Raw genomic sequence first — 24,606 nt, forward strand, 5'->3', positions numbered from 1 at the left:
CATTCCGTGCCTGGACACGACGGGAGACATTCATGTTCCGCATCATCACGGCGGCCGCCGCCGCGGGCGCGCTCACTCTGGGGGCGAGCCTCGGGGCGGCTCCGGCCTTCGCCGACGACGCGCCGAAGCCGACGGCGCACTCGAGCCTCGCGCAGATCCAGCAGGCCGGCGCCACCCAGACGGCCAAGCGCATCACCTCGCTGACCAGCGCGATCACACGGGTGAACTCGAACACGTCGCTGACGGCATCCGATCGCAGCACCGTCCTGGGCACCCTGAACGCGGATGTCGCGGGGATGACCTCGCTCCAGGCCAAGATCGCCGCCGACACCGCGGCGAGCACCGCCTGGACCGATTACCGCAGCATCTTCACCGAGTACCGCGTCTACGCCGTGGCGTTGCCGCAGTCGTACGAGGCCGCCGCGGCCGACCGGCTGACCGGCGCGGCGATCCCCAAGCTGCAGTCGGCGCACGACAGGCTCGCCTCGAACCTGGCCGCGAACCCGGGCAAGTGGACCTCGGCCATGCAGACCCAGTTGAGCGACATGCAGTCGAAGATCGACGACGCGAAGACCCGCTCGACCGGCCTCGCCGCGCGAGCGCTCGCGGTCACGCCGGCGGGTTACAACGCCGACCACACCCTGATCAGCAACATCCGCACGGATCTGCGCACCGCGCTCGCCGACTGCAAGGCCGCCGCGCAGGACGGCCGCGCGCTCGTGCAGGCCCTGAAGTGATCCGGATCGCGCGGGGATCGTCGCCTGCCGCCGTCACCTCGGTCTCGGTCGCGCTCGCGGCGGTCGGGATCGTGGTGGCGCTGAGCGGGTGCAGCCGCACCGGGTCGCACGCGGGCACGGCGCCGACGCCGGCGCCTGCGCTGTCCGGCTCGGCTGCTCCGGCAGCGGGTCCCGCGAGCGGCTCGCTCGACGGCATCACGGCGGATCTGAACTCGGCCGACGACGCGGCGACGCAGGCGGACGCGAACGCGCAGAGCGCCGACCAGTCCGCGGCATCCGGCGACGAGCCGTGATCGGCGGTTCGTGAGGTTGAATGGCCCCATGACCGGCGAGCGTGGGATGGTCGTCATCGTCGAAGACGAGCGGACGATCGCCGAACTGGAACGCCTGTACCTGACCCAGGCGGGGTTCGGCGTGCACGTGGCGACGAATGGCGCGGCGGGTCTCGCGGACATCCGCCGGCTCGCGCCGGTCGCGGTCATCGTCGACGTCGGGCTCCCGGGGCTCGACGGTACCGAGCTGGTGCGCCGGCTGCGGGCCGAGGGCGACTGGGTTCCCGTGGTGTTCGTCACCGCGCACGACAGCGAGATCGACCGCGTGGTCGGACTCGAGCTCGGCGCCGACGACTACCTCACGAAGCCATTCTCGCCGCGCGAGCTCGTCGCCCGGGTCAAGGGGCTCGTGCGCCGCGCGGCGGCTCCGGCGGCTCCGACGGTGCGACGTGCCGGTCGCCTCGAGCTCGACGAGCGGGCCCGCCGGGCGGCCGTCGGCGGCGCGGCGGTCGACCTCACCGCGACCGAGTTCGACCTGCTCGCCTACCTGCTCGCGCATCCGGGCCAGGTCTTCAGCCGCGAGCAGCTGCTCTCGGCGGTCTGGGGCGTCGCCGACTACAGCGGCAGCCGCACGGTCGACGTGCACATCGCGCAGCTGCGCGCCAAGCTCGGCGAGCCGGACCCGATCCGCACCGTGCGCGGGGTCGGCTACGCCCTCCAGGACGGGCCCGCGTGACGCGCGGGCGCGGGATCTCGCTGCGCACGCGGATCCTCGCCGCCACCGTCGCGGTCGCACTGATCGCGGTGCTCGTGACGGCGGTCGCCGCCCTGCAACTCGTGCGCTCGGTCGACACCAGCGCCGCACGCGACGCCCTCAGCGCACAGGTCGCGCGACTGGCGAACGCCAAACCGGCGGCGCGGGATGCCATCATCGGCGGGCTCTCGCAGCTCGACGACGCGGGAACACTGGTGTCGACGGTGTCGCGCGGGGGAGTCGTGAGCGGCTCGGCCCAGGTGCCGCGCCGGGTCGTCGTGCAGCTGCTGGCGGGGCACGTCGTCTCGACCACCGTGCGCGTCGGCGGATCGAGTTACCTGCTGGAGGGGCGACCGGATGCCCAGGGCGGCGGCGTCGTCGCCCTGCAGGACGTCGGCACGGTGCGGGCGATCACTCCGACCGTGCTCGGCCGTCTGCTGCTCGCTCTGGCCATCGGCTTCGTGGTCGCCGTGGTCGCGGCGTTCTTCGTCGCCCGGGTGCTGGCCGGGCCGCTCGTCGACCTGGCCGGCGCGGCCGGGCGCATGGCGAAGGGGGAGCGCAACGTCGCCCTTCGGCCGAGCCGGATCGCCGAGGTCACCGACCTCGAGACCGCCCTCGGCGCCCTCGACCAGGCCCTCGTGCACTCCGAGGGGCGCCAGCGCGAGTTCCTGCTGTCGATCTCGCACGAGTTGCGCACGCCCCTGACCGCGATCCGCGGCTACGCCGAGGCGCTCGGCGACGGCGTCGTGCCGCCCGAGCAGGTCGCCCAGGTGGGCAAGACGCTCGAGGCCGAATCGAATCGGCTGACGGCGTTCACGAACGACCTGCTCGCCCTTGCACGGCTGGAGGCCGACGACTTCCCGCTCGAGCCGAGCAGGGTCGACGTCGGCGGCGTGCTCGCGGCGGCGGCCGAGGCGTGGCGGGGGGCGGCGACGAGCGGGGGCGTCGCGGTGCAGTCGACCGCGGCATCCGGTTCTCTGCTGGTGACGACGGATGCCGCGCGTCTGCGCCAGGTCGTCGACGGGCTGATCGAGAACGCCCTGCGCGTGAGCCCGCCGGGGTCGAGCGTCATGCTCGCCGCACGCCGCGAGGGCTCGGAGGTCATCGTGGAGGTGGCGGACGGCGGCCCGGGCCTCAGCGCCGACGACGCGGCGCACGCCTTCGAGCGCGGGCTGCTGCGCGAGCGCTACCGCGACGTGCGTCCGGTCGGGACCGGGCTGGGGCTGTCGATCGCGGCGCGGCTCGTGGAGCGGATGGGTGGGCGCATCAGCGCGGGGTCGGATCGGGCCGGCGGCGGTGGTAGTGGTGCTGCGAGCGGCGCGGTGTTTCGGATCAGCATCCCCGGGTAGGGCAGTCTCAGGTTCCGCCGTATCCGCCTCGGACGTCCTCTCCGCACGTCGCCCTGTGGAGAGAAGTTTCTGACCGATCGCCTCCCACGACTAGAACATATGTTCGAATCTTGGGAAAATGAAGCCATGCCTCTTCTCCCGACCGACGCGTCAGTTGATGCTTTCGCGCGCGCGTGCGCCGGTCTGGCCGATGTCACCGTTTCGTTCGCGCCGCCCTCGGTTTCCGCCTTCGACGACGCCGAGTTACTAGCGGCGCAGCGCACCGTCGCCGAGATCCGACGACGGGCCGACGCGGCCGCGGCCGTGATCGCCGCCGAGGTCGCGCGCCGCTCCCGCCGCGAGCTCGGTGACGCAGGCCTCGCGCGTCGCCTCGGCGCCCGCACTCCCGAACTGCTCGTGGCGCGGGTCGCCGGCACGAGTGCTCGCGAGGCGCACTCTCTCGTGCGGGTGGGGTCCGTCATGGTCCCGACGTCGGTCGAGTCGACGGAGCCGATGCCGTGGCTGGCCGCGGTCGGTGCGGCAGTCCGCGCAGGCGAGTTGTCGGTCGAGGCGGCCGACTCGATCCGTGCTGGGCTCGGATCGCCCGACGAGTCCGTGTCGGCCCAGGCGCTCGCGGCTGCCACGACGGAGTTGCTGAGGGCCGCCGGGAGCCTGACACTCGAGCGGCTGGCCGCGCGGGCCCGAGAAGAGCGCGCCGTGCTCGACGCTGCCCACGTGCGTGACCGGGAGCAGGCATTGCGCGAACGGCGATACCTGCGGATCACGCCGCAGCCCGATGGGATGACGCGCGTATCGGCGCTCCTCGACCCTGAGTCCGCGGCCATCGTGATCGCGTCGTACGACGCGGCCACTTCACCGCGGCGCGGCGGACCGCGCTTCGTCGACGCCGACGAGATCGCTCGCGCCGAACGGCTGCAGCACGATGAGCGCACCCTGGATCAGCTCGGCGTGGATGCCATCGTCGACTTGATCCGTCTCGGAACGGCCGTCGACCCCGGCGCGATCGTCGGGGTGCGCAAGCCCGCGGTACGGGTGGTCGTCACCGAGGGCGAGTTGCGGCGCCGGCACGGGCACGGGCACTTCGAGGGCCACCCCGAGGCGATCAGCATCGAGACGGTCGAACGGCAGATCTGCGCGAGCGGCGTCGTGCCGATCCTCTTCGACGACGACGGGCACGCGCTCAATCTCGGGCGGGAACAGCGTCGGTTCAGCGCGCGGCAGCGCATCGTGCTGGCGGTCCGAGACGGTGGATGCCGGTTCCCCGGCTGCGATCGGCCTCCCTCCTGGTGCGAGGCGCATCACATCGACGAATGGGTACGAGATCACGGCCGCACCGACATCGCCGACGGGGTGCTGCTGTGCCGACATCATCATCTGCTCGTGCACAACAACGGGTGGCGCGTCACTCGGGAAGGGGCGGACTACGCCCTCATCCCGCCGCGGGATGTCGATCTCGGCCAGGCGCCGATCCCTGCGCCGCCGAGGGATGTCGTGACGGGACATCGCTCTACCCGACGCGAACCGGCTGCAGTCGGGGCCGGGCCGGGGTCGAGTTGAGCCTGGTCAGGCGGCTCGGGCTACGCCGAGACGAGCGCGCGCTCGTGGGCGCCGGGGCCGTCCGCGGGGATGCCGAAGCGGTCGAGCGAGGTCTCAACGATCGTGAGGCCCTCCATGCCGGGGAGCTTCGCGATGTGCGAGTCGACATCGCGGATCAGCTTGCGCCCCTCGCTGCCGCCGAACAGCGCGCCCATCACGTGGGCCACCTCCGACTCCGACGAGATGCCCGAGCCGACCGGAGCCCAGAACTTCTTGAGCGCGAAACGCGCGATCACGCGCGCCTTCTTGCTGGCGGCGAGGCGGTCGCGGGCCTGCGACGCGTAGAACGCGACGTGCTTGGTCTCCTGCTTGGCGATCCGCCGCAGCAGCTCCCCCAGTACCGGGTGCTTCTCCTGCTCGGCCATCCGCAGGTAGGCCGCGTTCGCCGACCACTCGTTCGCCGCACCCCACGCCATGTGCACGGCCACGAAGTCCATGCCGACCAGGCCGCCCGCGAGGGACTGCTTGATCGGGTCGAGCCGATCCTTCCAACCGAGCTTCACCCGGGTGGCCTTGAGCTCGTCGAAGTCGACCGTGATGCCGTGCCGGTTGAGCACGGCCGCGAGGGCCTCGCCGTGCCAGAACTCCTCGCGGTTCCACATCGTCATGAAGGCGCCGATCTCGGGCTCCTTGTGCGACGGGGTGGTCAGCAGATCGCGCAGGTAGCAGACGGTGTGATATTCCACGTCGCACATATAACGAAGGGTGCGCAGGGTGCTGGCGGGCAGCGGAGTGCGATCGAACTCGTCGAAATCGAGGTCGTTCCATGCGACATTGACCGAGTTGGCCGTGTACTTGTCGATGTCGAACGCCATCAGCCCTCCGCTTCCACCTGTTCCTGGGCGTCGGATCGCTCCGACTCCGCCTTCATCACATCACGCTTGGGTGAGCGATTGCTGCGTTTCCACGTATCGATTCGCCAATGCCGACGCTGCGCCTCGCGCCCGAGCTGGGTGTCGGGGTTCACCGCGTGCGGATGCCCCAGCAGTTCGAGCCAGCCGATGTCGGCATGACTGTCACCGTAACCGTACGACTGCGAGAGATCGAGATGATGGCGCTCGGCGTACTGCTGCAGCCAGGCGGCCCGCGACTCGGCGACGATCGGCGGATGCGCGAGGTACCCGGTGAGCACGCCGTCGCGCACGTGCATCTCGCCGGCGACCACCTCGTCGAACATGCCGGCGATCGGCTGAACGAGGGTTCCGATCGAGCCGGTCACGAGCACCGTGCGGTGCCCCGCGGCCTTGTGCTCGCGGATGCGCGCGATGGCGTCGGGGCTGGTGTGCCGCATCAGGGTGTCGCCGTAGCCGCCTCGCACGATCTTGTCGAGGCGGGCGACCGGCATCCCGGCGTAGCGGCGCAGGAAGGCCCGGATGAACTCGCCGCGGTCGCGACGCTCGGCGCGCAGGTAGCGGGGGAGCGATCCGAGGATGTTGACGACCTCGCCCGGCCAGGCCGCCTTGCGGAAGCCCGCCGAACGCACCCAGAGGTACTGCTGCACGATGTTCGAGTCGACGACCGTGCCCTCGAGGTCGAACACGGCCACGACATCGCCTCGCTGTTCCAGCTCGCGCGTCGGCCCGCCCTCGACGTTCTTGCTCTCGGCCTTGCGGGCCGAGAAGGCGCGGGTCAGCCCCGTGATCGCGGGGAAGTGCACGTTCTGCAGGTAGTCCTGCCAGTCGATGCCGGGCACGTCGAAACCGCGGTCGGCGCGCAGCTTCGCCGGGATCGCGGCGTTCAGGGCCAGCGTGTTGGTGTCGTCGAAGATGATCTCGGTCTGCACGTAGGCGCGGTAGAGCTGCGTGAAGTTCTTCAGCGTCTCGAGGTCGTGCAGGCCGCGCTGCACGGTCGTCAGGGCCGCGCGGGTGCGGGTCGTCGACGGCAGCTTGGTCAGCACCTTCTCGGCGCGGGCCGCCATGCGCTCCTTGCGCTCGAGGGCGCGTTCCACCTTGCGGCCGCCGGGGAACTTCCACGTCGGCACCTGGATGTGCTCGGTTCCGCCGGGCTTGGGCATCGGGTGCTCGAGGAAGAAGGTGTTCACCTGCTCGAACATCAGGTGGAACGGCAGGGGATTGCTCGCGCCGGAGCTGACGTGGAAGTACTCCGGCTGGGCCGGCTTCGACGGGTTCGCGGCGGCCGCGATGATGGCGTTCACCACGAAGTCGACCGGGATGAGGTCGAGGATGCTGTCGGGCAGTCCGGGGAACTCGGGAAGCAGTCCGCGACCGTAGGCGATGATCAGCGGGTCGGCGACCTTGAAGCCGTCGATCCATCCGGGGAACGGATGCCGCAGCGCGCTCTCGATGATGGCCGGCCGCACGATCGACAACCGGTGACCGGACTGCGCCCAGAGCTCCTCGGCCGCGCGCTCGGCGAAGGCCTTCGTGAGTGTGTAGACGTCGGTCCAGCCGAGGCTCTCGGCGCGGGTGCGTCCGGCATCCACGAGCTGCGCGTCGACCCAGGCGATGCGCGCGGCCTCGCTGGCCCGGGCGACCGACTGCGGGCCCTGCTTGCCGTGCAGCTCGCGGGCGGCGTCGATGAACTCCCGCAACTGGTCGGGCTGCCGCGAGAGCAGCTCGACGCGATCGCGCGCGCTCTTGGCGGCGGCATACTCCGCGCGCCAGTCGACGCTGTGGGTCAGGCTGGCCTCGGGCTGGACGCCCTTGCGCAGGCCCCCGACGTAACAGGTCGAGACGTGCACGACGTGCGGGTTGCTGCCGCTGGCGAGCAGCGCGGTGTAGAGGTTCTGCGCGCCGCCCACGTTGGTGTCGAACGCCTGGTCGATGGGCGGGTCGAACGAGACGGTCGAGGCGGAGTGGATGACCACGTCGATGTCGCCGGGCAACGGCGGCACCGATCCGAGGCCGCCCTCCACGATCCGGATGCGCTCCTTGGCCGCCTTCTCGACGGCGTCATCGCCGACCTTCTCGCGCCAGACCTTGAACACGGGCTTGCGCAGCAGGGTGCGCAGCCGGTCCTCGCTGCTGGCCGAGCCCTTGGTGCGCACCAGCAACGAGATCGTGGTGCCGGGATGGTCGGAGAGCAGTCGCTCGAGGATCGCCTGTCCGACGAAACCGGTGCCTCCCGTGAGGAAGACGTGTGCGGAGCCGAGGTCGGTCACCGCTCGCTTCGGGGTCACGGCACGAGCCTCGCGGCCACGGTCGGGGCCACCCGTGCCATTCCGGGCAGGGCGGCGAGGCGGGACGAGATGCGTGACGCCTCAACGGCACCCTCCGGCGAGCCGAACACGATGCTCTCGAAGAAGCTGCGCTCCTTGTCGGGCAGCTCGACGGCGCCGATCGGCCAGACCGCCTGTCGGATGGCACGGGCGGCGAGCTTGCGGGCGCGGGACGACGACGCCAGTCGGCGCTGCGCCTCCTCGGTGAAGAAGTGGATGTGACGGTCCTTGATATCGACGATCATCTCGACGATCGTGCCCAGGGCAGCGGTCATCTCGGCGAGCTTGCGGTAGGCGGCCTGGGCGATCCACTCGTCCACCAGCTGGGTGGTGACGTGGGCGGCGACGATCTGCGGGCCGGCGAAGTTCGCGACGATGGCGCGGCGCACGGGTCCGCGTCGCTCGGCGCGCTCGGCGAACGAGCTGCGCGTCGGGCCCTCGAACTCGGTCGAGGCCAGCGGCGCCCCGCTCGCGTCGAGCACCGCGTCGAGGGCGTCGGCGATCCAGAACTTCTCGAACGCCCAGGTGGTGAGAAAGGCGGTGACGCGCGCGTCCTTATGGGTGGCCGTGACCAGGAGGTTGCGCATGCGGTTCATGGTCGAGCGCTCGAGATCGCGCAGCGTGCGGATGAGCCGCACGGAGTCGGCGCCGAGCGGCGTGCCGGCGATCGTCTCGAGATCGAGTTCGGCGCGGTGGCTGCCGTGCGCGGTGCGGGCGAACTCGCGCACGTCGAACCAGCCGGCGCCGGGATCGATCGACTCGGAAGCGGGGCCGCGCGAGGTGTTCATGCCGTCTGACGCATACATCGCCGGCGACTTCGCTCGGGAAGCGCGTGAACTCTGCGGGGTCATCGGGGAAGGCCCTTTCTGGCCGGGGTGGAGCGTCCGGTGCCCAAAACGGTGCTCTCCTGCACCGTATCGTAAGGCACATGGGTATCGCTCTGGTCACTGGCGGAACATCCGGCATCGGTGCCGAGTTCGCGCGCGCACTCGCCGCTCGGGGCCACGACCTCGTGCTCGTCGCGCGCTCGACCGGGCCGCTCGACGCCATGGCGACCGAGCTGCGGGCGACGGGACGAGAGGTCGAGGTGATCGTCGCCGACCTCGCCGACCCGGGCGATACCGAACGGGTGGCGCAGCGGCTGCGGCAGACCGAGAAACCGGTCGACATCCTCGTCAACAACGCGGGGTTCGGCCTGCACTCCAAGCTCCGCGCCCCCGACGTCGCCGAACACGAACGCGCGATCGCGGTGATGATCCGCGCGGTGCTCGTGCTGTCGGCCGCCGCGCTCGAGCAGATGGAGCCGCGACGGTCGGGCACGATCATCAACGTCGGCAGCGTGGCCGGCGAGATCTCGCTCGGCGGATACTCGGCGATCAAGGGTTGGGTGCGTACCTATACCGAGAGCCTGTCGAACGAGCTGCGGGGCTCGGGGGTGACGGTCACCGACCTCATGCCCGGCTGGGTGCACACCGAGTTCCACCGCCGTGCCGACATCCGCACCTCGAGTATTCCCGAGGCACTATGGATCGACGCGGGCCACCTCGTCGAGGCCTGCCTGCGTGACGTCGATGCCAAGAAGGTGCTGTCGATCCCCACCGTCCGGTTCAAGGTGCTCGCCTGGTTCACCCGTCACCTGCCCCGGTCGACGATGCGGTCGGTGTCGCATCGGATTAGCCTGAGTCGCAGCAGTTCCGCAGCCGAGTGATTCCAGCCGACGGCGCGACTGCCGATCACCAGGGAGGTGCGCGGATGCCCGCAGACACGCGAGACCGCTACACCTCGCCAGGTCAGGCCGGCGCCCGCTTCGTCGCCCAGCGCTGGCTGCTCAAGCCCCTGGTCTGGTCGCTCGTGAGCGTCACGGTCGTGGGCCGCAAGGCTCTCAAGAGCCTCGACGGCGCGTTCGTCGTGGTCGCGAACCACTCGAGCCACCTCGACGCCCCGCTCATCTTCGGCGCCCTGCCGCGCCGGCTCTCGCGCTACCTCGCCGCGGGAGCCGCCGCCGACTACTTCTTCGACGTCTGGTGGCGCCGCGGCCTGACCGCCCTGTTCTTCAACGGGTTCCCGGTCGATCGCAGCGGGGTGAACCCCCGGAGCGTCAGCGCCAAGGAGCTGCTCAAGCGCGGCGTTCCCCTGCTGGTCTTCCCGGAGGGCACCCGCTCGAAAGACGGGACCTTCGGCAACTTCAAGCCCGGAGCCGCGGCCCTGGCCGCCTCGGTCGGCGTCCCGTGCCTGCCGGTCGCCCTGATCGGGGCGAACACGGCACACCCGCGCGGCTCGAACTGGCCGAAGCCCGGGCGGCTTCCTGTCGGCGTCGTCTTCGGCGCCCCCATGCTCGCGGAGGACGGCGAATCGGCTGCCGACTTCATGGGACGCGTGAGAGCCGAGATCGCTCGCCTTCGTGACGAGCATTCCGACCGTATTCTCAAGCAGACCCCCGAAGGAGACGCAGCATGACCGATGATGTACAGCACATGAAGTGGTGGGGATGGGGCGTCGACGGCGTCGGGTTCCACTGGCAGGACAAACCCGGATTCGCTCCGTTCGTCGAGCAGGCCGTCGGACTCGACCTGCACACCGCCCCGCCCGTCGACCCGCCGTCGTTCGACGACATCACCGTCGCGGCATCCCTCGCCTCGCCCGCCTTCGTCAGCTCATTGGCGAGCATCGTCGGCGCGGACCACGTGACGACCGACAAGCTGGATCGCGTCGTGCACACCTACGGCAAGAGCCTGCGCGACCTGGTGCGAGTCCGCGCCAATCTCATCGAACGTGCGCCCGACCTCGTGGTCTACCCGGGCGACGAGGACGAGGTGCAGCGCGTGGTGGATGCCGCGGTCGCGGCGGACGTCGTGATCATCCCCTTCGGCGGTGGCAGCAACATCGCGGGCAGCCTCGAGCCACGCGCCGACGAGACCCGGGTCGTGCTCTCGCTCGACATGGGGCGCATGCGCGAGCTGATCGACATCGACGAGGAGTCGGGGCTCGCGCGCATCCAGGCCGGAGCCCTCGGCCCCGATCTCGAGCAGCAGCTCGGCGCGCGCGGCTGGACGCTCGGGCACTTCCCCGACAGCTTCACCCACTCCAGCCTCGGCGGCTGGATCGCGACCCGCTCCTCAGGTATGCAGTCCGACAAGTACGGTGACATCGCCGACATCGTGCGCGGCCTGCACGTCGTGCGGCCGAGCTCCGCCGGAGTCAGCGGGCTGCTCGTGATCCGCCCGATCCCGAGCTCGTCGACCGGGCCGAGCGTGCGCGAGATGATCGTCGGCAGCGAGGGCCGGCTCGGCATCATCACCGAGGCGACGGTCGTCGTGCACCGCATCCCGGCCAAGCGCGACGTGTACGGCTACTTCTTCCCGAACTGGGAGGCGGGGATCGCCGCGATGGAGGAGATCGCCGAGAGCGACGCGACCCCCTCGATCACGCGCATCTCGGATGCCCGCGAGACCGGATTCTCGCTCGCCACCAGCAAGGAGCGACACGGCTTCGACAAGTTCGCCGCCGGCACCGTGCTTCCGACCCTGATGAAGAGCAAGGGGTGGAAGCTCGACGACATCTGCCTCTCGTTCATCGGTTACGAGGGCGGCGAGGCGCACGCCACGCGGCAGAAGAAGCTCGTGGACCGGATCGTCAAGAAGCACGGCGGCATGGGCGTGGGCAAGGGCCCGGGCGTGCTCTACGACCAGAAGAAGTTCGACACCCCGTATCTGCGTGACTTCCTACTCGACCGCGGGGCCGCCGGCGACGTGTCGGAGTCGGCGATGCCGTGGTCGAAGGTCAACCAGCTGCACGACAACGTCGTGGCGGCGGCCGAGAAGGCGTTCGACGAGATCGGCATCAAGGGCTGGATCATGTCGCACATGTCGCACTCGTACCACTCCGGCGCCTGCCTCTACTTCACCTTCGCCTTCGTCTTCGGCAAGGATCCGCTGGGCGAGTACGACGTGGTCAAGCGCGCCATCCAGCAGGCGTTCATCGACAACGGCGGCTCGCTCTCGCACCACCACGGAGTCGGACTCGAGCACGCCCCCTGGCTCGAGCAGGACATCTCGTCGCAGGGCGTCGCGGTCATGCGCGGCCTGTTCGAGGCGGTCGACCCGGGCGCGAACTTCAATCCGCGCAAGATCGTGGCCGACCTCAAGGAGCCGGCGGAGGTCAATTGACCGCGACGGTCCGTTGACCGCTGAGGCGGTGGCGGGAGGTATTACCGTAGGGGAATGTCTGCCGTCACCGTCTCTTCCGAGGTCGCCGACGCCCTGGGTGCGGGCCGCCCCGTCGTGGCGCTCGAGTCGACGATCATCTCCCATGGCCTCCCGCGCCCCCGCAATCTCGCGGCCGCACTCGAGTTCGAGGAGATGCTGCGCGAGCGCGGCGTGACGCCGGCGACGGTCGCGGTGCTCGATGGCGTCGCGCGGGTCGGCCTCGACGCGGACGGCGTGCGCCGGATCGCCGAGGACGAGCTGGCCAAGGCCAGCGTGCGCGACCTGCCCATCCTGGCCGCGCGCGCGGCATCCGGAGCCACCACCGTCGCCGCGACCGCGCACCTCGCGGCCATGGCCGGGGTGCGGGTCTTCGCGACCGGCGGACTCGGCGGCGTGCACCGCGGCGCCGCGCAGACCTTCGACGAGTCGGCCGACCTGTCGACGCTCGCCGTCACGCCCATCACGGTGGTGAGCGCCGGCGTCAAGAGCGTGCTCGACATCGCCGCGACGCTCGAGCGGCTCGAGACCCTGAGCGTGCCGGTCGTCGGCTACCGCACCCGGCGCTTTCCCGCGTTCTGGCTGCGCGATTCGGGGCACGAGCTCGACTGGTCGGTCGACTCCGCCGACGAGGTCGCCCGCATCATGGCGGCCCGGGACGAGCTGGGGTCGCGGGAGGGGATCGTGGTCGCCAACCCGATTCCGATCGAGCAGCAGTGGGACCCGGCCGAGCACGACCGGGTGCTGGCGACGGCATTCGCCGCCGCCGCGCAGGCCGGGGTGCACGGCAAGGCGGTCACCCCCTTCCTGCTCGGGTTCATCGTCGACGCCTCGGAGGGCCGCAGCCTCGAGGTGAACCTCGACCTGGCGCGCAACAATGTGCGGCTCGCCGCCGAGATCGCGACCGCCTGGTCGACGCTTCGGCGTTCGGCGTGAGCGCCGCGGGAACGGATGCCGACCTCCTGATCCGCAACCGGATCGTCGCGTTCGGCGACATCGTCAACGACATCGTGGCGGTGCCGCGGGGGCCGATCAGGTCGGACACCGACACCCCGTCGACGATCCGGCCGCGACCCGGCGGCTCGGCCGCGAACACGGCGGCATGGCTGGGCTCGCTCCGGGCGCCGGTGGACTTCGTGGGCTGCGTCGGCCTCGCCGACGCGGACTACCACGAGTCGCTGTTCCGGGAGCAGGGCGTCACGCCTCACCTGGCGATCGCGCCCGGGCTGCCCACCAGCATGATCGTCATCATCGTCGAGGGTGACCGGCGCACGATGCTCACGGAACGCGGCGCGAACGCGGCGCTCTCGGTCGACGATCTGTCGGACGAGGTGCTCGCGCGTGCCGCCGTTCTCCATCTGACCGGGTACAGCCTGCTCGACGGCCCGCGCTCGGTCGGCCTGCAGCAGCTCATCGCGCGCGCCCACGCGGCCGGGGCGACGGTGTCGCTGAACCCGGGGTCGGCGGGCTACATCGCCGACTTCGGTCCGGACGCCTTCGCGGCCGGGATCGAGGGCACCGACATCCTCTTCGCCAACGTGCACGAGGCGCGGTTGCTGTGCTCCGAGACCGCTCCGGTCAGGGTCGCCAAGGCCCTCGGTGAGCGGTACGGCATCGCCGTGATCACGCAGGGCGGGGACAGCGTCATCGTGGCGGAACGCGGTCAGAGGGCGGCGACCGTGTCCGTGCCCAACGTGCGCGTCGTCGACCCGACGGGCGCCGGTGACGCGATGGCCGCGGGATTCCTGCAGCACTGGCTGGTGAGCCGGGATGCGATCGCGGCTGCCGAAGCGGGTGTCGCGGTCGCGGCGCGCGCCGTCATGGTGATGGGTGGGCGTCCCGTCATCTGAGTGCGGTGGCTCGTCGGCTCCGTCGCCTCGTCGGCTCAGTCGCGTCCGGGTGACGACGGGGGAGCCCCGGCCCGCAGCTTGTCGGTGATCCGGGTGAGCTCGTGCAGCTCGTCGGCCGTCAGGGCGGCCATCTTGCGCGCGATGGAGTGGCTGTGCCGGGTGCCGACCCGGCGGAACTCGCGCAGCCCCGCCTCGGTGAGGCTCACGACCGTGCCGCGGGCGTCATCCGGATCGCCGCTCTTGGTCACGAGGCCCCGTGCGGCGAGGCGGTCGAGCAGCCTGCTGACGCTGGGCTGCGTGAGCAGCAGGTGCTTGTTGAGGTCGCGGATGCGTAGCGCGTGCCCGGGCTCGCGCGAGAGGTTGAACAGCACGTCGTACTCGGTGAGCGAGGTCTCGCCGTCGGGGAACTCGGCCCGCAGCTGCCGGAGCACGGCGACCTGTGCGCGGTAGAGCGCCTCCCAGGCCTCCACGGCGACGGAACGTTCGCTCACGAACCCACTCTAGGCTCGCGCGCCGGGGCCGAGGGACGGCCGTCGCGGCCTCGCGCGGCGATGCCGACGCCGGCCCACGTCGCGGGCGCCGGAGGCGCCGTTAACGTGATTGAGGGTCGGCCGCAGAGGCGAGCGGCCGACCCTCTCCCTTGCACCAAGAGTGTCCTGCAATCACATTCCGCGCTTCGTTGCCACAGCAAACAACTAACGCTCTTGAAATGTATAACGGTGAGGTAACGGTGTCTAGTTATCCGTTCGTTATTTTTCTGCGAGTTCCCTGAGGACGGTCACGGGCCCCGGACGTCCCGCGCGGAACGACCGGTCTACCGGCTCCCGATCAGGACCCGTCGAGCCCGCCCTCGTTCGGGTCGAGCGGCGCCGGCAGGCCCTCGCGTGCGGCCCGGAGCAGGCCGCGACTGAGCAGGATCAGCCAGATCGCCGTCGGAATGAGGGACAGCAGCGAGATGGCCGTGCCGATGACGCCGACGTTGGCGGGGACCAGCATGGTCGCGCCCGTGACGATCCCGACGATCCCCGGCGCGCGCCCGACGACGCGATGCCGGAGCATGACCGCCGAGAAGATCAGCGTGCTGATCCCCCCGAGCACGTAGCTGATGCCGAACGACCCGCCGTTGTAGAGCGTGAGCAGGGTCTGGCCGGCGCCGAGCAGCGCGGCCCTGTCGCCCTCGGCGGTCGCGGCGGCGTACTGACTGCTCAACTGCCACATCGAGAACGTGCCCTCGCGCGAGAACAGGTAGAGCACGAGACCGAACAGACCGGTCACGAGAGCCAGCAGGGCCCAGCCCTCCGCGGATCGCCGGAGGACCAGGAAGAGCGCCAGGTAGAACGGGATCATCGCGAGGTAGTCGAAGGTCAGCAGCAGGTCGAGATCGATCAGCCCGAGGAACGGGTTGCGCTCGAACAGTGCGAAGTACTCGGGAACCGTGTGCGGTGGCGGACTGATGATGAACACCAGCGCCTGGAGCGGGATGAGGACGACCACGACGATGGCCGCGACCGCCCCGACGCGGAGCAGCGGACGTGACGGAGCGTCGATCCGGCGCTGGTCGTCGATTGCGTTCATCAATGCCTCCTCGACGGTTCGCTGCGCCCAGTACACGCACACGCCCGGGCACGGGGTAGAGCCGAAGGTCCCTGAGTCGCGGGCGCGCATCCTGGCGCATGACCGTCCGGCGCGCACGGATTCTTACGCCCGGTTGCGCCGTGTGAAGCGGCGTTGCGTTCCGTGACTCGTGTGTGACGCACGGGTTCGCCTCCGCGCTCGCGGCCCGCCTAGCCTGGCCGCATTCGTGCTCGATCGATCCCTGGAGACCTCACGCCATGCGTTCCCCGCGTTCCCTGCTCGCCGCATCCGTACTCGCGCTCGCCGCGCTGACCCTCAGCGCCTGCTCCGCGCAGTCCTCCTCGGCGACCGGTCAGCGGGTCGAGGGCGGCACGATCGTCTACGCCCACCAGCAGGAGCCCGCATGCGTCTTCGGTGGATGGATCGAGCAGGCCTACCTGTCGTACCAGGTGCTCGACAACCTGGTCTCGCTCGACGCGAACCACAAGGTCGTGCCCTGGTTGGCCGAATCCTGGAAGGCCTCCAGCGACGGTCTCAGCTGGACCTTCACCCTGAAGAAGGGTGTGAAGTTCACCGACGGAACGCCGCTCACCGCCGCCGCGGTGGCCTACAACTTCGACTACTGGCTCACGGGCGGCAACAGCACGGCGAAGGTCTGGCTCGCGGGGTACTACAAGTCCGCGACCGCCGTCGACGACACCACGTTGCAGATCAACCTCTCGAAGCCGTACCCGCGCCTGGCCGACAACCTCACGCAGGGCTACTTCGGCATCCAATCGCAGCACGCCCTCCAGACCCGCACCAAGGAGCAGAACTGCGAGGCGCCGATCGGCTCGGGCGCGTTCATCGTCAAGAAGTGGAACCGCGGGCAGGACATCGTGCTGGTGCGCAACAAGGACTACACCTCGCCGCCCGCGAACGCCCTGCACACCGGCCCGGCGCACGTCGACGAGATCGACTGGAAGTTCGTCGCCGACCCGACCACGCGGGTCGCAGCGCTGCAGAGCGGTCAGGTGAACGCCATCTACGACGTGCCCGCCGTGCAGTGGAAGACGCTCAAGAGCGGAGGCTTCCAGCTCGACCGCTACGTGACCGCCGGCCGGCCGCAGCAGATCTCGTTCAACACCCAGATCGGGCCGTTCACCGACGAGCGGGTGCGCCAGGCCTTCGCCGACAGCCTCGACCGCAAGCAGATCGTCGACACGATCGGGCAGGGCGTCATCCCCTACGAGGGCAACGGCTCGGTGAGCCAGGCCACCCCCGGGTACAGCACGAAGGCCGCCGGCTGGTACGGCTACGACGCGGCCAAGGCGAACGCGCTGCTGGATGCCGCGGGCTGGACCGGCCGCACGAGCGCCGGGGTCCGCACCAAGAACGGCACTCCGCTCACCGTCGTGTTCCCCTACGGCGCCGGGTCGATCATCAACTCGGATGGCGCGGCGATCCTGCAGGGCATCAAGCAGCAGGCGTCCAAGGTCGGCTTCGACGTCACGCTCGTGCCCGTTCCGCAGAGCGAGCTCTTCGCAGGCAAGTACTCGACACCGCAGGACCACGACCTGAGCGTCGGGTACTGGACGGCCGTGACTGCGGGCATCCTCTACGTCAACTGGCGTCCCAGCACGGCCGACGACCCGAACTACAGCAACAGCGCCTTCTACAACGACCCGACGCTCGAGGGCTACATCCTCGATGGCAACTCGGCGGCCGATCTGGCCACGCAGAACGCCGACTACCAGAAGGCGCAGGACTACATCGCCGAGCACGCCCTCTCGATCGGGGTCTACGACCGGCTGAGCACGCTCGCGGTCTCGCCGTCGCTGAAGGGCGTCTGGCAGGAGCACGCGCAGGGGGGTCCGACGTTCTATGACGCTTACTTCGTCAAGTAGCGGCGTCGTGACGGGGCCGGCGGTCGAGCCGGCCCCGCAGGCGGCGTCGGCGCTCCGCGCGGCCCGGCTGCGGGCGGTCGCGCTCACGATCGGGCGCAAGGTCGTGGCGGCGGTCGTCGTGCTGTGGGGGGCCGCCACCGTCGCGTTCTTCGCCCAGCTCGCGCTGCCGGGCGATCGCGCCACCGTGATCCTCAACATCCGCGCCGGACAGGCGCAGCAGCGCACCGCGGCGGAGCTCGCGCCGATCAACGCGGAGTACGGGCTGCAGCATCCGGTCATCCAGCAGTACTGGGACTACCTGCGCGGGCTCGTGCTGGGCGACTTCGGCACCTCGTACCAGCAGTTCCGCCCGGTCACCGCGATCATCGGCGAGCAGCTCGGGGCGACGGTCACCCTCTCGGTGACGGCGATCCTCTTCGCCTGGGTGCTCATGGTGGCCTGGGTGACACTGACCGCCGGTCGCGGTCCGCGGCTCGGGGCTCTCGGATCGCTCGTGGATGTCGTCGCGGCCGGTCTTCCGGCCTACTGGCTTGGCATCATCCTGCTGCTGGTCTTCGCGCTGGGGCTGCGCTGGTTCCCGGTGATCGGCGGAACCGGGGTGAACGGGTTGATCCTGCCGGCGCTCACCCTGGCGATCCCGCTGGCCGGGTTCATGAGCCAGAGCACCCGTGCCGAGTTCGAGCGGGCGCTCGAGGCGCCGTTCGTCATCTCGGCGCGGATGCGCGGGATGAGCGATTGGGGGGTCCGGCTGCGGCACGTGCTGCGGCACGCCAGCATCCCCGCCGTGACGCTGTCGGGCTGGGCGCTCGGCGCGACCCTGTCGGGCGCCGTCATCGTGGAGTCGATCTTCTCCCGCCCCGGCATCGGCTCGGTGCTCGTCGCGGCCGTGAACTCGCAGGACCTGCCCGTCGTCGTCGGCATCGTCACGCTCGTCGCGGTGTTCTACGTCGTCGCGAACCTCCTCGTCGACGTCGCCTACACGCTCATCGATCCCCGGCTGGGGGCGTCATGACCGCGGTCCGTGTCCCCGCGCTCCCGGCGATCTCGAGCCGACTCGGCCGGCTGCCGTGGGGCCTCTACCTCGCCGGGGCGCTCGTCGTCCTGCTGGCGATCGCGGTGATCGCCCCGCAGCTTCTCGCGACGCACGACCCCGTCGCGCTCGACTACCCGGCCGCGCTGCGGGGGCCGTCCTGGGCGCACTGGTTCGGCACCGACGAGTCGGGCCGCGACCTCTACAGCCGCGTCGTGTTCGGGGCCCGCGAGTCGCTCCTGATCGGACTCGGGGCGACCGCCGTCGGCATCGTGCTCGCACTCGTGCTCGGCTCGCTCGCGGCCCTCGCGATCCGGCCGGCGGCGGTCGTGGTCGATCGCTTCGTCGAGGTCATGTTCGCCTTCCCGGCGCTGCTGCTCGCGCTGCTGCTGATCGCGATCACGGGGCCGTCGGCGACGACCGAGATCTTCGCGGTCGGCCTCGGCACGGCGCCCGGCTACGCGCGCATGATCCGCGGTCAGATCCTCGCGGCGAAGAACTCGGGGTACGTCGAGGCCGCGACCGCGCTCGGGCACTCCCGCGCGCGGATCGTGCGGGCGCACATCCTGCCGAACGCGCTGCGTCCGCTCGTCGCCGTGTTCGCTCTCTCGGTCGGGCAGTCGATCGTCTGGGCGTCGAGCCTGTCATTCCTCGGCCTCGGCGTCGCGCCGCCGTCGTCGGAGTGGGGCGCGTTGCTCGACGCCGGTCGCAGTTACATCACACAGGCCGGCTGGCTCGTCGTGGTGCCGGGGCTGGTCATCGTCGCGGTCGCCCTGGCCGCCACGACGATCGGCCGCCACCTGCAGAGCCATCTCGAGAAGGGGGAGAGATGACCATCTCCGACACGGTCGACGACCCGGCTCGGCTGGGCCTGGACTGGCCCGCGACGCGGCTGCGGGTCGATGATCTTAGGGTCGCGTTCACGGTCGACGGGGTGCGGCGGGATGTCGTGTCCGGCGTCTCCTTCGAGCTCGCGCCGGGCGAGTGCGTCGCGATCGTCGGCGAGTCCGGTTCCGGCAAGAGCGTGACCGCGCGCTCGCTGGTGGGCCTGGCCGGGCGCAATGCGATCGTCGAGGCGGATGCCCTCGAACTTCACCATGAGGACGCCCGCGCCTTCACCCCGCGTCAGTGGCGCCGGGTGCGTGGCCGGGACGTCGGCTTCATCCTGCAGGACGCCCTGGTGTCGCTCGACCCGCTGCGTCCCGTGGGCGCCGAGATCGCCGAGGCGCTGCGGCTGCACGGCTGGGGCGACCGCTCCGCGCGGTCGCGTCGTGTCGTCGAGTTGCTCGCGCGGGTCGGCGTCCCCTTCCCCGGGATCCGGGCGCGTCAGCGTCCCGGTCAACTGTCGGGCGGTCTGCGGCAGCGCGCCCTGATCGCCTCGGCGATCGCCCTCGACCCCGACATCGTGATCGCCGACGAGCCGACGACGGCCCTCGACGTGACCGTGCAGGCTCAGGTGCTCGCCGAGCTCGAGAACATGAAGCAGCGCGGCGCCTCGATCATCCTGATCAGTCACGACCTGTCGGTCGTGGCCCAGCTCGCGGACCAGATCCTGGTCATGCGGGGCGGCGTCGTGCTCGAGCAGGGTACGGCCGCCGAGGTGCTCGGTGCGCCGGTCCACGACTACACCAGGGCCCTGATCGCGGCGGTTCCGAGCGAGCACACCCGCGGGCGGGCGCTGAGCCCGACGCCGGTGCCGCCCGCCGCGACGGTCGAGGCGGAGCATCCGGTTCACGACGGCCCCGTGCTCGAGGCGAACGGGCTCATCAAGCGCTTCGTGACCTCCGACGGGACCGTCACCCGGGCGGTCGACGGGGTCTCGTTCAGCGTCGGCCTCGGCGAGACCCTCGGCATCGTGGGGGAGTCGGGCTCGGGCAAGAGCACGACGGCCAAGCTCGCCCTGGGCCTGGAGAAGCTGGATGGCGGCACCGTCCGCCTGCTCGGCCAGGACTGGTCGGGGGTCAGCGAGCGTCGCCGGCGCCGGCTGCGCCCCCGCATCTCGGTCGTGTACCAGGACCCGCTCAGCTCCTTCGACCCGCGCTGGAACGTGGAGCGCATCCTGCTCGACGCGCTGCGCGGAACCCGCCTCTCGGCCGTCGCCCGGCGCGAGCGCGTGCTCGAACTGCTGCACCTGGTGGGCCTGCCGGTCGAGGTGCTCGGCCGCTTCCCCCTGCGCCTGTCGGGAGGCCAGCGCCAGCGGGTCGCCATCGCCCGTGCCCTCGCGCCGCGTCCCTCGCTGATCGTGCTCGACGAGGCCGTCTCGGCGCTCGACGTGACGATCCAGGCGCAGATCCTCGATCTGCTCGTCGCGTTGCAGCGCTCCTCCGGCGTGAGCTACCTCTTCATCTCGCACGATCTGGGCGTCATCAGCCACCTCAGCGATCGCGTGCTCGTCATGAAAGACGGACGCGTCGTCGAGGAGGGGACGCCGGACGAGATCTTCCAGCGGCCCCGGCATCCGTACACCCGCGAGTTGATCGCCTCCATCCCCGTCTTCGATCCGGCCGCCCTCGGCGCCTGATCCCACCGCCACCCCGAGAAGAGAGCCGCATCATGGCCGAGCCCAAGCAACTGTTCCTCAACCTCTTCGAGATGGCCTGCGTCAGCCATATCACCCACGGTCTCTGGCCGCTGCCGGGTAACAACCGGCACCGCTTCGCCGAGCTGGACTACTGGACCGAGCTGGCCGGCATCCTCGAGAACGGCGGATTCGACGGGGTGTTCCTCGCCGACGTGATCGGAGCGTACGACGTCTTCCGCGGCGGTCCGGAGACCGCGCTGAGGGAGGGGCTGCAGAGCCCCAACATCGACCCGCTGCTGGTGATCCCCGCGATGGCCGCGGTCACGAAGCGGCTCGGGTTCGGGGTGACGTTCTCGACCACCTACGAACCGCCCTTCGCCTTCGCCCGCCGGATGTCGACGCTCGACCACCTGACCAAGGGCCGCGTGGGCTGGAACGTCGTCACGTCCTACCTGCCCAACGCGGCGCACAACTTCGGTCTCGACGGCGAGGTGCCGCACGACCTGCGCTACGAGTACGCCGACGAGTACCTCGACGTGCTCTACAAGCTGTGGGAGGGCTCCTGGGACGACGACGCCGTGATCGCCGACCGTGAGCGCGGCATCTACACCGACCCCGCGAAGGTGCGGTACATCGACCACGTCGGCGAGCGCCACCGTGTCTCGGGTCCGCACATCGTGCACCCGTCGCCGCAGCGCACGCCTGTGATCTTCCAGGCCACCGGATCGCCGGCGGGCATCGAGTTCGCGGGCCGGCACGCCGAGGCCGTCTTCACCGGCGGCCGAACCTCCGAGGAGTTCCGCCGCAACGCCGACACGATGCGTGAGGCCGCCGTGCGGCACGGCCGACGGTCGGACGACATCAAGTTCATCGCCATGGCGGGGGTCGTCGTCGGTCGCACCGAGGAGGAGGCGGCCGACAAATGGCGTCTCTATCAGCAGCACTCCAGCCTCGACGGCATCCTCGCGCACAGCAGCCTGCCGGTCGACCTGACGGCCTTCCCCCGCGACATCACGGTCGCCGAGGCGCTCCGTCGCGCGGAGGTGGCCCCCGAGCGCGTCCCGTTCCTCCCCCTGGAGCGGACGGTCGGGCAGGCACTCGACTTCATCTCGGGCTCGCGCGACGACCGCTTCTTCGTCGCCGGCACGCCGACGGTGGTCGCCGACGAGATCGAGCGCTGGCTCGATGAGGACGGGCTCGACGGGATCAACCTGCGGCAGTACCACTCCTTCGACACCGCGCGCGACTTCGCCGAGTTGGTCGTGCCCGAGCTGCGCAAGCGCGGTCGTCTGCCCGAGGAGGGATCGCAGCCCGGCACCCTGCGCGAGCGCCTGTTCGGCGCCGGCAACAGTCGAGTACCCGACCGACACATCGCCTCGCGGTACCGCGGCGGGGCGAATCTCGCCAACCCCGTCGAACCCCTGCGCCTCGCGGGCGCCGGCAACGTGGCGTCGTTCTGATGGCGGCCATCTCGGTGGTCGGGGTCAGCGGCAGCCCGACCCGCCCCTCGCGGACCACAGCGCTCGTCGACGAGGTCACGCGGGCCGTCGCGGCGAGCGTCGGCGGCGAGTCGACGGTGATCGAACTCGCGCCCCTGCTCAGCGAGCTCGGCGCGGGCCCGTTCCGCGGCGACGTGGGGCCGAACGCCCGCGAGGCCCTCGAGCAGGTCGAGGCCGCCGACGTCATCGTGGTCGGCTCGCCGGCCTACCGGGCCACCTACACGGGGCTGTTCAAGCTGTTCTTCGACCACGTCGGTCAGTACGCCCTCGCCGACAAGCCGATCGTGCTGACGGCGACCGGGGGCAGCGACCGGCACGCCCTGCTCGTGGAGCATCAGATGCGACCGCTGTTCGGCTTCTTCCAGGCGTTGACGCTGCCGCTGGGCATCTTCGCGAACGAGGGGGACTTCGTCGACTACCGGGTGGAATCGACCGAGCTGCAAGCGCGGATCGCAACCGCGGTGCGCCGCACTCTGCCGCTGCTCGCCTCGAACCTCCAGCTGGAGGCGACGGGTGACGGGATCCGGCTGCCGGTTCCGGAGTTCGCACGGCCGGACGCGTTCTAGCCGCCCGCGGCCGAGGGGCTCGGCGTGGTGCGTTCCACCGTCAGGTGCCGGGTGAAGGCGCGCCCGTGCACGGAGTCGGGCGAGATCCGCACGTAGACGTAGGGGCGGTTCGGAATCCAGGGCGGAAGGGGAAGGCGGTCGTACGCCGAGATCCGGTCGGGGTCGCTGACGGGATCGGCATGACCGGTCAGCACGACGCTCGAGGCACCGGTCCCCTTCCGCTCGTCCATTTCGAGCGCCACCCAGCCGTTGGCGAGCAGATCGCTCAGCTTGGTGCTGCCCTCCGCCGTGCGGAAGACCACGCCGCCGTCGGCCACCCGGAAGTCGATCGGGAAGATCGCCGGGCGGTCGCCACGGCTCACCGCGAGCCGGCCGAAGCCGGCCTCGGCGAGCAGGCGCCAGCAGTGCTCGTCCGAGAGCTCGGTCACCGGGCCCTGAGGCGACCAGGATTCGAACTCCACCTCGGCGGGCATCGTCAGTACTCGAAGACCAGGCGGGCGAGCACCTTGCCCGACAGCACCTCGTCGATCGCCTCGTTCACCTGGTCGAGCGTGCGCCCCTCGGCGATGATCTTGGTCCGCCCCTCGGCATGCAGCTCGAAGACCTCGGCGAGGTCCTGGCGGGTGCCCACGATCGATCCGATGATCGAGATGCCCTTGAGCACGGTGTCGAAGATCGAGATGCTCATCGTCTGGTCGGCCGGCAGGGCGACGCAGATCAGGCGTCCACCGCGGTTGAGCGAGGCGAAGGCCTGCTCGAACACGCGCGGGGAGGCCGCGAGCACGATCGCGACATCCGCGCCGCCGAGAGCCTGGATGGCCGCGACGGGGTCGCCGGTCGCCGCGTTCACGACGTGGTCGGCGCCGAGCTCCAGGGCGAGGTCGAGCTTCGGCTGTTCGACGTCGACCGCGATGACCGTACCGCCCATGATGCGGCCGTACTGCACCGCGAGGTGGCCGAGTCCGCCGACGCCGAAGACGGCGACCCGCTCGGTCGGGGTGATCTTGGCGACCTTGAGGGCCTTGTAGGTGGTGACGCCCGCGCAGGTCAGCGGCGCGGCATCCATCGAGGTGACGCCGTCGGGAACCGGCACGACGTACTTGGCATCCGCGACGGCGTACTCGGCGAACGCCCCGTCGACCGAGTAGCCGCTGTTGTACTGCTTCGTGCAGAGGGTCTCGCGGCCGTCGATGCAGAAGCGGCACTCGCCGCAGGCGTAACCGAGCCACGGAATCGCCACCCGCTCGCCGAGCCGGCGGTTCGTCACCTCGTCGCCGAGCTCCTCGATGATCCCGACCCCCTCGTGCCCGGGGACGAACGGCGGGGTCGGCTTGACCGGCCAGTCGCCGTGAGCGGCGTGGATGTCGGTGTGACAGAGCCCGCTGGTCTCGAGACGGATGAGCACCTTGCCCGTCCCGGGCTGGGGGATGTCCCGATCGAGAATCTCGAGCGGCTTGTCGAACGCGGTGACAACGGCGGCCTTCATGGTGGCGTCCTTTCGGTGAGCGGGGGATGGATTTCGGCTCAGCGGCCTGCGCCCCGCAGCCCCCAAGGTTCCACGGGCCGACGGGAGCGGGCAGGGCCGAAGGTC

General features: G+C 70.6%; 23 protein-coding genes. 16 read left to right on the forward strand and 7 right to left on the reverse strand.

Annotated features, from left to right (window positions below):
* Positions 1 to 32 precede the first annotated feature (32 nt).
* The 5 genes from ACFPJ4_RS09765 (at position 33) to ACFPJ4_RS09785 (ending at position 4,669) form a co-directional block, all read left to right on the forward strand.
* Positions 33 to 737 carry a hypothetical protein gene (locus ACFPJ4_RS09765; protein WP_386740216.1) on the forward strand — a complete coding sequence of 235 codons (705 nt, stop codon included), beginning with the start codon at positions 33 to 35 and terminating at the stop codon, positions 735 to 737.
* Positions 734 to 1,030 (forward strand): hypothetical protein, encoded by a 297-nt coding sequence (locus ACFPJ4_RS09770; protein WP_386740217.1) that lies wholly within the window; start codon positions 734 to 736, stop codon positions 1,028 to 1,030. Before ACFPJ4_RS09765 ends, ACFPJ4_RS09770 begins: the two co-directional genes overlap by 4 nt.
* Before the next feature lie 28 nt (positions 1,031 to 1,058).
* Complete coding sequence (locus tag ACFPJ4_RS09775; protein ID WP_386740218.1) at positions 1,059 to 1,745, forward strand: response regulator transcription factor; 687 nt, start codon at positions 1,059 to 1,061, stop codon at positions 1,743 to 1,745.
* The gene (locus ACFPJ4_RS09780; RefSeq protein ID WP_386740219.1) at positions 1,742 to 3,112 is read left to right on the forward strand and encodes a sensor histidine kinase; all 1,371 of its coding nucleotides are present in this window, start codon (positions 1,742 to 1,744) and stop codon (positions 3,110 to 3,112) included. Before ACFPJ4_RS09775 ends, ACFPJ4_RS09780 begins: the two co-directional genes overlap by 4 nt.
* A gap of 126 nt (positions 3,113 to 3,238) precedes the next feature.
* Complete coding sequence (locus tag ACFPJ4_RS09785; protein ID WP_386740220.1) at positions 3,239 to 4,669, forward strand: HNH endonuclease signature motif containing protein; 1,431 nt, start codon at positions 3,239 to 3,241, stop codon at positions 4,667 to 4,669.
* Between the two features lie 20 nt (positions 4,670 to 4,689).
* On the opposite strand, the gene ACFPJ4_RS09790 is transcribed toward ACFPJ4_RS09785, so the two are convergent.
* From ACFPJ4_RS09790 to ACFPJ4_RS09800, 3 genes are read right to left on the reverse strand one after another with little or no spacing between them, the layout of a single operon-like run.
* The gene (locus ACFPJ4_RS09790; protein ID WP_386740221.1) at positions 4,690 to 5,523 is read right to left on the reverse strand and encodes a ferritin-like domain-containing protein; all 834 of its coding nucleotides are present in this window, start codon (positions 5,521 to 5,523) and stop codon (positions 4,690 to 4,692) included.
* The gene (locus ACFPJ4_RS09795; protein WP_386740222.1) at positions 5,523 to 7,847 is read right to left on the reverse strand and encodes an SDR family oxidoreductase; all 2,325 of its coding nucleotides are present in this window, start codon (positions 7,845 to 7,847) and stop codon (positions 5,523 to 5,525) included. Before ACFPJ4_RS09795 ends, ACFPJ4_RS09790 begins: the two co-directional genes overlap by 1 nt.
* Positions 7,844 to 8,692: a hypothetical protein gene (locus ACFPJ4_RS09800; protein WP_386740223.1), complete on the reverse strand. Its 849-nt coding sequence runs from the start codon at positions 8,690 to 8,692 to the stop codon at positions 7,844 to 7,846. The genes ACFPJ4_RS09795 and ACFPJ4_RS09800 overlap by 4 nt, the downstream gene beginning before the upstream one ends.
* 122 nt (positions 8,693 to 8,814) lie before the next feature.
* On the opposite strand from ACFPJ4_RS09800, the gene ACFPJ4_RS09805 reads away from it, so the two are divergent.
* Genes ACFPJ4_RS09805 through ACFPJ4_RS09825 form a run of 5 tightly spaced genes read left to right on the forward strand, consistent with a single transcriptional unit; the run spans position 8,815 to position 13,938 of the window.
* Positions 8,815 to 9,594 carry an SDR family NAD(P)-dependent oxidoreductase gene (locus ACFPJ4_RS09805; RefSeq protein WP_386740224.1) on the forward strand — a complete coding sequence of 260 codons (780 nt, stop codon included), beginning with the start codon at positions 8,815 to 8,817 and terminating at the stop codon, positions 9,592 to 9,594.
* A gap of 44 nt (positions 9,595 to 9,638) precedes the next feature.
* On the forward strand, positions 9,639 to 10,343 hold the full coding sequence (locus tag ACFPJ4_RS09810) for a lysophospholipid acyltransferase family protein (protein ID WP_386740225.1): 705 nt from the start codon (positions 9,639 to 9,641) through the stop codon (positions 10,341 to 10,343).
* Positions 10,340 to 12,052, forward strand: coding sequence for an FAD-binding oxidoreductase (locus ACFPJ4_RS09815; RefSeq protein ID WP_386740226.1), 1,713 nt, complete (start codon positions 10,340 to 10,342; stop codon positions 12,050 to 12,052). Before ACFPJ4_RS09810 ends, ACFPJ4_RS09815 begins: the two co-directional genes overlap by 4 nt.
* A gap of 54 nt (positions 12,053 to 12,106) precedes the next feature.
* Positions 12,107 to 13,024, forward strand: coding sequence for a pseudouridine-5'-phosphate glycosidase (locus ACFPJ4_RS09820; protein ID WP_386740227.1), 918 nt, complete (start codon positions 12,107 to 12,109; stop codon positions 13,022 to 13,024).
* Entirely contained in the window at positions 13,021 to 13,938 is a 918-nt protein-coding gene (locus ACFPJ4_RS09825) for a carbohydrate kinase family protein (RefSeq protein ID WP_386740228.1), read from the forward strand. Before ACFPJ4_RS09820 ends, ACFPJ4_RS09825 begins: the two co-directional genes overlap by 4 nt.
* Positions 13,939 to 13,973: 35 nt before the next feature.
* Here the strand turns inward: ACFPJ4_RS09825 and ACFPJ4_RS09830 are convergent, their stop codons facing one another.
* Both ACFPJ4_RS09830 and ACFPJ4_RS09835 read right to left on the reverse strand, forming a co-directional pair.
* Positions 13,974 to 14,429, reverse strand: coding sequence for a MarR family winged helix-turn-helix transcriptional regulator (locus ACFPJ4_RS09830; protein WP_386740229.1), 456 nt, complete (start codon positions 14,427 to 14,429; stop codon positions 13,974 to 13,976).
* 337 nt (positions 14,430 to 14,766) lie between these two features.
* Entirely contained in the window at positions 14,767 to 15,513 is a 747-nt protein-coding gene (locus ACFPJ4_RS09835) for a DUF4386 family protein (protein ID WP_386740230.1), read from the reverse strand.
* A 257-nt stretch (positions 15,514 to 15,770) separates the two neighbouring features.
* Between ACFPJ4_RS09835 and ACFPJ4_RS09840 the strand changes: the two genes are divergently transcribed.
* The 6 genes from ACFPJ4_RS09840 to msuE are packed head-to-tail and all read left to right on the forward strand — an operon-like array spanning position 15,771 to position 23,015.
* Positions 15,771 to 17,399: an ABC transporter substrate-binding protein gene (locus ACFPJ4_RS09840; protein ID WP_386740231.1), complete on the forward strand. Its 1,629-nt coding sequence runs from the start codon at positions 15,771 to 15,773 to the stop codon at positions 17,397 to 17,399.
* 7 nt (positions 17,400 to 17,406) lie between these two features.
* On the forward strand, positions 17,407 to 18,411 hold the full coding sequence (locus ACFPJ4_RS09845; RefSeq protein WP_386740232.1) for an ABC transporter permease: 1,005 nt from the start codon (positions 17,407 to 17,409) through the stop codon (positions 18,409 to 18,411).
* On the forward strand, positions 18,408 to 19,262 hold the full coding sequence (locus ACFPJ4_RS09850; RefSeq protein WP_386740233.1) for an ABC transporter permease: 855 nt from the start codon (positions 18,408 to 18,410) through the stop codon (positions 19,260 to 19,262). Before ACFPJ4_RS09845 ends, ACFPJ4_RS09850 begins: the two co-directional genes overlap by 4 nt.
* Positions 19,259 to 20,950, forward strand: a complete 1,692-nt coding sequence (locus ACFPJ4_RS09855) for a dipeptide ABC transporter ATP-binding protein (RefSeq protein ID WP_386740234.1) — start codon at positions 19,259 to 19,261, stop codon at positions 20,948 to 20,950. Before ACFPJ4_RS09850 ends, ACFPJ4_RS09855 begins: the two co-directional genes overlap by 4 nt.
* A gap of 32 nt (positions 20,951 to 20,982) precedes the next feature.
* On the forward strand, positions 20,983 to 22,410 hold the full coding sequence (locus ACFPJ4_RS09860; protein WP_386740235.1) for an LLM class flavin-dependent oxidoreductase: 1,428 nt from the start codon (positions 20,983 to 20,985) through the stop codon (positions 22,408 to 22,410).
* Entirely contained in the window at positions 22,410 to 23,015 is a 606-nt protein-coding gene (gene msuE, locus ACFPJ4_RS09865) for an FMN reductase (RefSeq protein WP_386740236.1), read from the forward strand. The genes ACFPJ4_RS09860 and msuE overlap by 1 nt, the downstream gene beginning before the upstream one ends.
* On the opposite strand, the gene ACFPJ4_RS09870 is transcribed toward msuE, so the two are convergent.
* Together ACFPJ4_RS09870 and adhP are read right to left on the reverse strand one after the other, a co-directional pair.
* On the reverse strand, positions 23,012 to 23,488 hold the full coding sequence (locus ACFPJ4_RS09870) for a pyridoxamine 5'-phosphate oxidase family protein (protein WP_386740237.1): 477 nt from the start codon (positions 23,486 to 23,488) through the stop codon (positions 23,012 to 23,014). The genes msuE and ACFPJ4_RS09870 overlap by 4 nt on opposite strands.
* A gap of 2 nt (positions 23,489 to 23,490) precedes the next feature.
* Positions 23,491 to 24,501, reverse strand: a complete 1,011-nt coding sequence (adhP, locus tag ACFPJ4_RS09875) for an alcohol dehydrogenase AdhP (protein WP_386740238.1) — start codon at positions 24,499 to 24,501, stop codon at positions 23,491 to 23,493.
* Positions 24,502 to 24,606 lie beyond the last annotated feature (105 nt).

The organism is Lysinimonas soli, assembly GCF_042655435.1.
In the GTDB taxonomy this organism is placed as follows: Bacteria; Actinomycetota; Actinomycetes; order Actinomycetales; family Microbacteriaceae; genus Lysinimonas; species Lysinimonas soli.